The sequence below is a fragment of the Streptomyces sp. NPDC002776 genome, assembly GCF_053592195.1.
The window spans coordinates 1-11,107 of the sequence record NZ_JBSFVG010000041.1; the positions used below are offsets into that span (position 1 = coordinate 1).

Here is an 11,107-nt window from a genome sequence, read left to right on the forward strand (position 1 = left end):
TCCTGGCCCGGCACCTCGTGACCGAGCACGGCGTACGGAACCTGCTGCTGACCAGCCGCAGCGGACCGGAGGCATCGGGGGCGCAGGAACTCATCACCGAAATAGAGGAGTTGGGGGCGGCGATCGAAGTGGCGGCCTGTGATGCCGCCGACCGTGATCAGCTCGCGGCCCTGCTGGACGGCCGTACGCTGACCGGTGTCGTCCACGCGGCCGGTGTCCTGGCCGACGGTCTGGTCACCGCCCTCACCCCGGAGGAACTGGCCACGGTCTGGCGCCCCAAGGTCCAGGCCGCCCTGCACCTGCACGAACTGACGCAAGACGCCGACCTCGCGTTCTTTGCGCTGTATTCGTCGGTGTCGGGTGTACTGGGCGGTGCCGGGCAGGCCAACTACGCCGCCGCCAACACCTTCCTGGACGCCCTCGCCCATCACCGCCGCGCCCAAGGGCTGCCCGCGACCTCCCTGGCCTGGGGTCTGTGGGAGCAGGCCAGTGCCATGACGGGTGAGCTGGACCTCGCGGATCGTCGGCGGCTGAGTCGCAGTGGGTTGGCTCCCTTGTCGTCCGCGGAAGGGCTGGCTCTGCTGGACCGGGCGCTCGCCTCCGCCGAGCCCGCTCTCGTGCCCGCCCGCCTCGATCTGGCCGGTCTGCGTGGCTCGGAGGCCGTGCCTGCCGTACTGCGCGGACTCGTCCGCCCCGCGACCACCCGCCGCACCGCCGACACGACAGCCGGAAGCCAGGGCTCGGGCGGGCTGGCCGAGACCTTGGCGGGGCTGAGCCGTGCCGAGCGGGAACGGCGGCTCGTGGAGCTGGTGCGGGTCCATGTCGCCGCCGTACTGGGGCATGCCTCCGAACAGTCCGTCGACCCCGAGCGCTCCTTCAAGGAGCAGGGCTTCGACTCGCTCACCGCCGTCGAACTCCGCAACCGGCTCACCGCCGCCACGGCGCTGCGGCTGCCCACCGCGATCGTCTTCGATCACCCCACCCCGGCTCGTCTCGCCGGCCACCTGCACACCGAGCTGTGGGGTACGGAGGAGGCGACGGCTGTCACCACCGCCCCTTCAGCCGTGGCGGCGGACGAGCCGATCGCGATCGTCGGCATGGCCTGCCGCTACCCCGGCGGCGTGGCCTCGCCCGAGGATCTGTGGCGGCTGGTCACCGAGGGCGCCGACGCCGTCGGGGGCTTCCCCGGCGACCGCGGCTGGGACCTGGACGCGCTCTACCACCCCGACCCCGCGCACCCCGGAACCGCCTACACCCGACAGGGCGGATTCCTGTACGACGCCGCCGAGTTCGACCCGCACCTCTTCGGCATCGCGCCGCGCGAGGCGCTGGCCATGGACCCGCAGCAGCGGCTCCTCCTGGAGACCGCATGGGAGGCGGTCGAGCGCGCCGGCATCGCCGCAGCGTCGCTGAAGGGGTCGAACAGCGGCGTCTTCGTCGGCGCCGGGTACCCGAGCTATCTGGTCGACCTGGAGCGTACGCCGGACGTCGTCGAGGGATTCTCCCTGACGGGCAACGCTGCGAGCGTCGTCTCCGGCCGCCTCTCCTACACCTTCGGGCTTGAGGGTCCGGCGGTGACGGTCGATACGGCCTGCTCGTCGTCGCTGGTGGCGTTGCATCTGGCGGTGCAGTCGCTGCGCGGCGGCGAGTGCGACCTCGCCCTGGCGGGCGGTGTGACGGTGATGCCGAGCCCCGGACTCTTCCTGGAGTTCAGCCGCCAGCGCGGGCTCTCGGCGGACGGCCGGTGCAAGCCCTTCGCGGCCGCCGCCGACGGAACGGGCTGGTCGGAGGGTGTCGGTGTGCTCGTGGTCGAGCGCCTGTCCGACGCCCTCGCCAAGGGGCACCGGGTCCTCGCCGTGGTGCGCGGTTCGGCGATCAATCAGGACGGTGCGTCCAACGGCCTTACGGCGCCCAACGGCCCGTCCCAGCAGCGCGTCATCCGTGCCGCGCTCGCCAACGCCGGGGTCTCCGCCGCCGAGGTGGATGCGGTGGAGGCACACGGTACGGGGACGACCCTGGGCGACCCGATCGAGGCCGACGCCCTGCTGGCCACCTACGGCCAAGGACGGGACGAAAAAAGGCCGTTGTGGCTGGGGTCGGTGAAGTCGAACATCGGGCACACGCAGGCCGCGGCCGGTGTCGCGGGCGTCATCAAGATGGTGATGGCCCTGCGTGCGGGCGTACTGCCCAAGACACTGCACGTGGATGAACCGACCCCGCATGTCGACTGGACGGCGGGCGGCGTCGAGCTGCTGACCGCTCCGGTGGAGATACGCCCCGAGGGCCGCCCCGGCCGGGCCGGCGTGTCCGCCTTCGGTATCTCCGGGACGAATGCGCACGTGATCCTGGAAGACGCGCCGGCTGAGGCCGGGTTGGGTCCGGTCGTGGTCTCCGGTGCTGGGGGGTTGTCGGGGTCGGCGGTGGTGCCGTGGCTGGTGTCGGGGCGTACGGCTGGGGCGTTGGCTGCGCAGGCGGGGCGGCTGGCCGGGCTGTCGGGTGAGCCGGTGGATGTGGGGTGGAGTCTGTGGGCTTCGCGTACGGCGCTGGAGCACCGGGCGGTGGTGTGGGGGCGGGAGGACACTGAGCTGACGGCAGGGCTGGAGGCGCTGGCGTCGGGTGCTGTCGCGGGTAACGCGGTGTCGGGTACGGCTGTTGCGTCGGGTGCGCCGGTGTTCGTGTTTCCGGGGCAGGGGTCGCAGTGGCTGGGGATGGGGCGGGGGTTGCTTGACTCTTCGCCGGTGTTCGCGGCGCGGATCGGGGAGTGCGAGGCGGCGCTCCGCCCGTTCGTCGACTGGTCGCTGACCGAGGTGCTGACCGGTGACGATGACGGGTGGATGCAGCGGGTGGACATGGTCCAGCCCGTTCTGTGGGCGGTCATGGTCTCGCTCGCGGCTGTCTGGGAGTCATTGGGCATCGAGCCCGCTGCCGTGATCGGGCACTCGCAGGGTGAGATTGCCGCTGCTGCGGTGGTGGGTGCGCTGAGTCTGGAGGACGCGGCGCGGGTGGTGGCGCTGCGGTCCGCCGCGATTCGGGATGAACTGGCCGGTCGTGGGGGGATGTTGTCGCTGGCGACGGGTGCTGAGCAGGCTTCGGCGTGGGTGTCGTCGTACGGTGATCGGGTCTCGATAGCCGTCTATAACGGTCCGGATGCCACGGTGGTGGCGGGTGATCCGGAAGCCCTGGATGAGATCTCGGCGCGGGCGGAGGCCGCTGGTGTTCGGGCCCGGCGGGTTCCGGTGGATTACGCCTCGCACTCCGCCCATGTGGAGGACATACGGGAGCGGTTGCTGGAGGACCTTGCCCCGGTGGTGCCGCAGGTGTCGCGGGTGCCGATCATCTCCACGGTCACCGGTGGCCTGTTGGACACCGAGACCATGGACGCCTCGTACTGGTACGAGGGCTTGCGTCAGCCCGTGCGCTTCACCGAAGCGGTCCAAGTAGCCATGGGGCAGGGTCATTTCCGGCTGATTGAAGTCAGTGCGCATCCCGTGCTGACCATGGGCGTGCAGTCGATTGCCGAGGCTGCGGAGAAGCGGGTCACGGTCGTCGGCACCCTGCGCCGGGACGAGGACGAGAACGCCCGCTTCCTCGCGAACGCGGCCGAACTGTGGGTCCACGGCACCGACATCAACTGGTCAGCCGTCTACGCGGGCCGCGCTGTCATCCCCGTGGACCTCCCGACGTACGCCTTCCAGCGTGAGCGCTTCTGGCTGGCGGCGGCGAGGTCCACGGGTGACCCCGCCGAGTTGGGCCTCGGTGCCGCAGGGCACCCGCTGCTCGGTGCCGCGGTGAGACTTGCCGCCGATGGAGGGCTGGTCCTGACCGGCCGGCTGTCTCTGCGGACGCACCCCTGGCTCGCGGACCATGCCGTCGCGGGCACGGTCCTCTTCCCCGGTACCGGGTTCGTGGAACTGGCGATCCGCGCCGGGGACGAGGTCGGCTGCGGCCATCTCGCGGAACTCACTCTGCAGGCACCTCTCGTCCTGCCCGAGAGTTCGGCCGTGCAGGTGCAGGTCGTTCTCGCGGCCCCCGACTCCACCGGCCGCCGGGCGTTGACGATCCACTCGCGCCCCGACAACTCGGGGACCGAGTCCCCGTGGACCACCCACGCCATGGGCACGATGTCGGCGGAGACGGCGCAGGTTCCGGCGGGCGAGTTCGCCGTGTGGCCCCCGCAAGGTGCCGAAGCCGTCGATGTGTCGGACTTCTACTCGGCGGCGGCAGCCTCGGGTTACCACTACGGGCCCGTGTTCCAAGGGCTGCGCGCACTGTGGCGGCGTGGGGACGAGGTCTTCGCCGAGGTCGCACTGGGTGAGTCCGAGCAGTCCGAGGCGGCCCGGTTCGGGATGCATCCGGCGTTGCTGGACGCGGCGTTGCACGCGGTGTTGCCGGTGGACGGCGGTGAGGTGCGGCTGCCGTTCGTGTGGTCGGGTGTGTCGCTGTCGGCGGTGGGGGCGTCGGCGGTGCGGGTGCGGCTGGCTCCGGTCGGAGAGGGCGCGGTGTCGGTGTGGGTGGCCGATGCCGAGGGCGCTCCGGTGGCCTTCGTGGAGTCGCTTGTGCTGCGCCCGCTGGAGCGGGTGGAGTCCGCCGTACGGGATGCTCTGTTCCGGGTGGAGTGGACGCCCCTCACCGCTACGGCCAGGCAGGACGAGCCGGGTTGGGTGTGGCTCGACGACGGTTCCGGTGATGGGCTGTCGTCGCTGGCCGATACGGCTGTTCCCGCGCTGGTGGTGTGGAGGCCGCCGGTACCGGCGGGCGCCGCGGCCGGAGTCGTGGTGGGTGCGGTGCTCGCCATGGCGCAGGAGTGGCTGCTGGACGAGCGGTTCGCCGGGTCGCGCCTGGTCGTCGCCACACACGGCGCCGTCGCCACCGGCCCCGGCGCGCCTACCGACCTTGCGGCCTCCGCGGTGTGGGGGCTCGTGCGCTCGGCCGAGGCGGAGAACCCCGGACGGTTCGGCCTGCTCGACCTGGACGTCGACTTGGTCGTCGATTTGGACGTCGACACCGATGAACTCATGCCCGCGCTCGCCGCGTTCGGCGCGGGGGAGTGGCAGATCGCGGTTCGCGGAGGTCAGGCGCTGGCGCCCCGCCTGGTGCGGGCGAACGCTTCCGACACCGCGCCCGCTGCCGGATTCGGGGACGGGGCGGTCCTGGTCACGGGCGGCACTGGGACGCTGGGCGGGTTGGTCGCCCGGCATCTGGTGGCGGAGCATGGCGTGCGGCGGCTGGTGCTGGCCAGTCGTCGGGGGCCCGCGGCTCCGGGGGCGGCGGAACTGGTGGCCGAGCTGACCGCCGCGGGTGCGGTGGCCGAGGCCGTGGCGTGTGATGCCGCCGATCGTGAGGCGTTGGCGGCGCTGCTCGCCTCGCATCCCGTCACGGGCGTGGTCCACCTCGCCGGTGTCCTCGACGACGGCGTCCTCGCCTCGCTGACCCCCGACCGGCTCGACGCCGTTCTGCGTCCGAAGATCGACGCCGCCGTGCATCTGCACGAGCTGACCCGCGACCTCGACCTCTCCGCCTTCGTCCTCTTCTCCTCCGCCGCCGGTGTCTTCGGCACGGTGGGGCAGGCCAACTACGCTGCCGCCAACGCCTACTTGGACGCTCTGGCCCAGCACCGCCGCACCGAAGGACTGCCCGCCACCTCCCTGGCCTGGGGCCTGTGGGCCGACGCCAGCGGGATGACGGGCACGATGACCGACGCCGACCGGGCTCGGGTCGCCCGGCAGGCGATGACCCCGCTGACCACCGCCGAGGCACTGGCCGCCTTCGACGCCGCCATGGCCCGGGGTGACGCGCACCTCGTGCCGGTCGCCTTCGACTGGGCCGCGCTGCGGACCCAGGCCGGCACGGGCGCACTGCCGCCGCTCCTGCGCACCCTCGTGCCCACGACCGTTCGCCGCGCGGCCGGTGCCGACCGCACCGAGTCCGGCGGGTCCACGCTGGCCCGTAGACTTCTCGCCCTACCCGCGACCGAGCGTGAGCCGGTCGTCCTGGACATCGTGCGCACCCACGTCGCCTCCGTCCTCGGACACGCCGGAACGGCCCTGGTCGGAGCCGACCGGACGTTCAAGGAGCTGGGCTTCGATTCGCTGCTGGCGGTGGAGCTGCGCAACCGGCTGGGTGAGGCGGTGGGGGTGCGGCTTCCGGCAACGTTGGTGTTCGACTATCCGACGCCGGTGGCGGTGGCGGGTCTGCTCTTGCGTGAGCTGGTGGGGTCCGCTGCCGGTGCGGAGGCTGCCGGGGCGGTTCCTGTGGTTACCGCTGGGGTGGCGGATGATCCGGTGGTGATCGTCTCGGCTGCCTGCCGTTATCCGGGTGGTGTGTCGTCGCCGGAGGATCTGTGGCGGTTGGTGGCGGAGGGCGGGGACGCGGTCGGTCCGTTCCCGGCGGACCGCGGGTGGGATCTGGAGAAGCTGTTCGATCCGGATCCGGGGGCGTTCGGCAAGTCGTATGCGAACGAAGGCGGATTCCTTTACGACGCCGCCGAGTTCGATGCCGGTCTGTTCGGGATCTCGCCGCGGGAGGCGGTGGCGATGGATCCGCAGCAGCGGTTGCTGTTGGAGACGTCGTGGGAGGTGTTCGAGCGGGCGGGCATCGCGGTGGACTCGGTGCGGGGCAGCCGTACCGGAGTTTTCGCGGGCGTGATGTACCACGACTACGCCAGCCGGCTTCCGAGCATCCCCGAGGACATCGAGGGCTACATCGGAACCGGAACCTCCGGAAGCGTGGTCTCCGGCCGCCTCGCCTACACCTTCGGCCTGGAGGGGCCCGCGGTCTCGGTCGACACGGCCTGTTCCTCCTCACTGGTCGCGCTGCACCTCGCGGCCCAGGCACTGCGCCAGGGCGAGTGCGACCTCGCTCTGGCGGGCGGTGTCACGGTCATGCCGACGCCGGGGACGTTCATCGACTTCAGCCGTCAGCGTGGGCTGGCCGCGGACGGTCGCTGCAAGTCGTTCGCGGCTGCGGCGGACGGTACGGGGTGGGCCGAGGGTGCGGGTGTGCTGCTGCTGGAGCGGTTGTCGGACGCGCGTCGTAATGGCCGTCAGGTGTTGGCGGTGGTGCGGGGTTCGGCGATCAATCAGGACGGTGCGTCGAATGGTCTTACGGCGCCCAATGGGCCGTCGCAGCAGCGCGTGATCCGCCAGGCGCTCGCCCAGGCCGGGCTGACGGCTGCCGAGGTGGATGCCGTGGAGGCGCACGGCACGGGTACGACCCTGGGGGACCCAATCGAAGCTCAGGCCCTCCTGGCCACGTACGGTGACGGCCGTGCGGCCGATCGTCCGTTGTGGCTGGGGTCGGTCAAGTCGAACATCGGGCACGCGCAGGCGGCGGCCGGTGTCGCGGGTGTCATCAAGATGGTGATGGCGATGCGGGCGGGGGTGCTGCCGCGCACGCTGCACGTCGACGAGCCGACCCCGCACGTCGACTGGTCCGCGGGCCATGTCTCCCTCCTGACGGAGGAACGTGCCTGGGAGTCGCCGAACGGTGTCCGCCGAGCGGGTGTCTCGTCCTTCGGTGCCAGCGGGACGAATGCGCACGTCATTTTGGAGGAGGCGCCGGAGGGCGCGGAGGAGGTGGCGTCTCCGTCTCCGGTGGGTGGGGTACTGCCGTGGGTGTTGTCCGCCGGGTCCGCTGAGGGGTTGGTGGCGCAGGCCGGGCGGTTGTCGGGGGTCGTTGCCGAGCTGGATCCGGTGGATGTGGGGTGGTCGTTGGCGACCGGTCGCGCCGGGCTGGGGCATCGGGCGGTGGTGTGGGGGTGGGACCGTGCGGAGCTGACGGCGGGGCTGGGTTCCGTCGAGTCCTCCGGTGCCCTCGTGGTCGGTCGCCTTGCGGTGTTGTTCACGGGGCAGGGGTCGCAGCGGGCGCGGATGGGTGCGGAGCTGGCGGCTGAGTTCCCGGTGTTCGCGCGGGCGTTGGATGAGGTGTGTGCCGGGTTCGAGGGGTTGCTGCCCGGGTCGTTGAGGGAGGCGCTGTCGGCCGACAGTGAGGTCCTGGATCGCACGGTCTTCACGCAGGCCGGGTTGTTCGCGGTCGAGGTGGCTCTCTATCGGCTCGCTGAATCGTGGGGTGTTCGTCCGGACTTTGTGATGGGGCATTCCATCGGTGAGTTGGTCGCCGCGTATGTGGCGGGGGTGTTCTCGCTGGAGGATGCCTGCCGGTTGGTCGCTGCGCGGGGGTCGTTGATGCAGGCGCTGCCCGAGGGCGGGGCGATGCTCGCGGTGCAGGCCGGTGTCGAGGACGTCCACGCGGAGCGGGTTGATGTGGCTGCCGTCAACGGGCCGACCTCGGTGGTGGTTTCGGGAGCCGAGGCGGATGTCGAGGTGGTGCGGGAGCGGCTGACGGCGGCCGGGGTCAAGACGCGGCGGCTGGCGGTCTCGCACGCTTTCCACTCCTCCCTGATGGAGCCGATGCTGGCGGACTTCGCTCAGGTGGCCGCGAGCGTCGACTACGCCGAGCCGCGGATCCCGGTGGTGTCGAACCTGTCGGGCCGGGTGGCGGGCGAGGAGATCCGGACCCCGGAGTACTGGGTGCGGCATGTTCGCGAAGCGGTCCGTTTCGCTGACGGGGTCGCTGTGCTGGCCGAGTCCGGGGTGACGAAGTTCCTGGAGCTGGGCCCGGACGCCACGCTCACCGCTATGGCCGCCGAGAGCGTCGAGGGCCTGTTCGTCCCGGCCACCCGGCGGGGCCACGCTGAGGTGGAGACGTTCACGCAGGCCCTGTCCCAGCTCTGGGTCAGTGGCGTCGACGTCGACTGGGCCGCCCTCTTCACCGGCCGCAACCCGCACCGCGTCGACCTGCCCACGTACCCCTTCCAGCGCGAGCGCTACTGGCTGGAGTCCGCCGGCCCGACAGGCGACCCCGTCGGGCTGGGACAAGGTGCCGCCGGGCACCCCTTGCTGGGCGCCGCCGTCAGTCTCGCCGCCGACGGTGGGGTCATGCTCACCGGCCGCCTCTCCCTGCGCACGCACCCCTGGCTCGCCGACCATGCCGTCGCCGGTACGGTCCTCTTCCCCGGCACCGGGTTCGTGGAACTGGCGATCCGCGCCGGGGACGAGGTCGGCGCCGCGCACCTTGCCGAACTCAGCCTCCAGGCACCGCTGATCCTCCCCGCGCAGAACGGAGTTCAGGTCCAGGTCGTCGTAGGCGCAGCCGATGAGGACGGGCGGCGCCCGCTTACGGTGTACTCGCGACCGGAGACGGCCGAGCCGTGGACCGCGCACGCGCGGGGAGTCCTCGCGCGGACCCCGGCAGATCCGCCCGCCGACCTCACCGTCTGGCCGCCCGCCGGAGCGGAACCAGTGGACGTGTCCGGCTTCTACGCCGCGGCCGAGACCGCCGGTTACGGCTACGGCCCCGCCTTCCAGGGCATGACCGCCGCCTGGCGCCGGGGCGACGAACTCTTCGCCGAGGTGGAGCTGGCAGAGGAACTGCATGCCGAGGCGGGGAAGTTCGGGGTGCACCCGGCGCTGCTGGACGTTTCCCTGCATGCGGTGCTGGCGACCGCAGAGCCCAGTGAAGGGCTGCGGCTTCCGTTCCTGTGGGAGGGCGTGTCGCTCCTGGCGTCCGGTGCCACCGCCGCCCGCGTCCGTATCACGGCCCTCGGCGGGGACGCGCTCTCCGTGCTCCTCGCCGACGGCACCGGTGCCCCCATCGCCGCCGCCGACTCCCTGACACTGCGGCCCGTCACAGCGGAGCAGTTGACGTCGTCCCTCACCACCGGGACGGACTCCCTCTACCGGCTGATGTGGGAGAGCGTGCCCCAGTCGGCGGACGCGGACGTGACGGGCGACTGGGCCGTGATCGGCACGGCGGAGGAGGGTGGGTACGTCGACCTCGCCGCCCTCTTCGACGGCGTCTCCTCCGTACCGCCGCTCGTCCTGTTCACTCCGCCCGCCGGTGGCGACCCCGAGACCGCTACCGCCAATGTGCTGGCACTGGTGCAGAGTTGGCTGCGCGAGGAGCGGTTGGCCGAGTCGCGGCTCGTCGTGGTGACGCGGGGCGCGGTGGCCATCGATGGCGGTGACCTCGCTGATCTTGCGACCGCACCCGTGTGGGGGCTCGTGCGGTCCGCGCAGTCCGAGTATCCGGAGCGGTTCGTTCTGCTCGACCTGGACCCGACCGCCGACGGTGACGATGCGGCCGTGGTGCGGTCAGCGTTGGCCAGTGGTGAGCCCCAGCTGGCGGTCCGGGAGGGCCGGGTGCTGGTGCCGCGTCTGGTGCGTGCGGCCGGGTCGGGCGGGAGCCTGGCGGTTCCGGCGGGGGAGTCCGCGTGGCGGCTGGACACCTCGGGTTCCGGCACGTTGGACGGGCTGGCGCTGGTTCCGGCGCCGGAGGCCGCCGCGCCGCTGGAGTCCGGTCAGGTGCGCATCTCGGTCCGGGCGGCCGGGGTGAACTTCCGTGACGTCCTGATCGGTCTCGGCATGTATCCCGGTGAGGCGTTCATCGGGAGCGAGATCGCCGGTGTGGTCGTGGAGACGGCCGATGACGTCACCGAGTTCGCGGTGGGTGACCGGGTGCTCGGGCTCGTGCCGCGCAGTTTCGGTCCGTTGGCGGTGGCGGATGCGCGGGTGGTGGTCCGTGTGCCGGAGGGGTGGTCGTTCGAGCAGGCGGCGACTGTTCCGGTGGTGTTCTTGACCGCGTATTACGGGCTGGTGGATCTCGGTCGTGTGCGGGCCGGGGAGACGGTTTTGGTGCACGCGGGTGCGGGTGGGGTGGGGATGGCTGCGGTGCAGCTGGCCCGTCATCTGGGTGCGCGGGTGCTGGCGACGGCGAGTCCGGGGAAGTGGGAGGTGCTGCGCGGGCTGGGGCTCGGGGATGACCAGATCGCGTCGTCGCGGGATCTGGGGTTCCGGGAGACTTTCGCCGGGGCGGGTGTGGATGTCGTGCTGAACTCGCTGGCCGGCGAGTATGTCGACGCCTCACTGGACTTGTTGACCTCTGGTGGCCGTTTCCTGGAGATGGGCAAGACGGACGTCCGGGTGGGCGTGGAGCAGCCGGGTGTCGAGTACGTGGCGTTCGACATGCTTGATGCGGGTCCGGTGCGGATCGGCGAGATGTTGCGGGCGTTGATGGGGCTGTTCGAGTCGGGTGTGCTGGAGCCGTTGCC

Annotated in this window: 1 protein-coding gene; it reads left to right on the forward strand. The window is 71.7% G+C overall.

The genetic code is table 11. From position 1 onward, the window contains the following. Positions 1–11,107, forward strand: an 11,107-nt coding sequence (locus tag ACWD11_RS34660) for an SDR family NAD(P)-dependent oxidoreductase (protein ID WP_451287874.1), incomplete at both ends; no start/stop codon positions are given.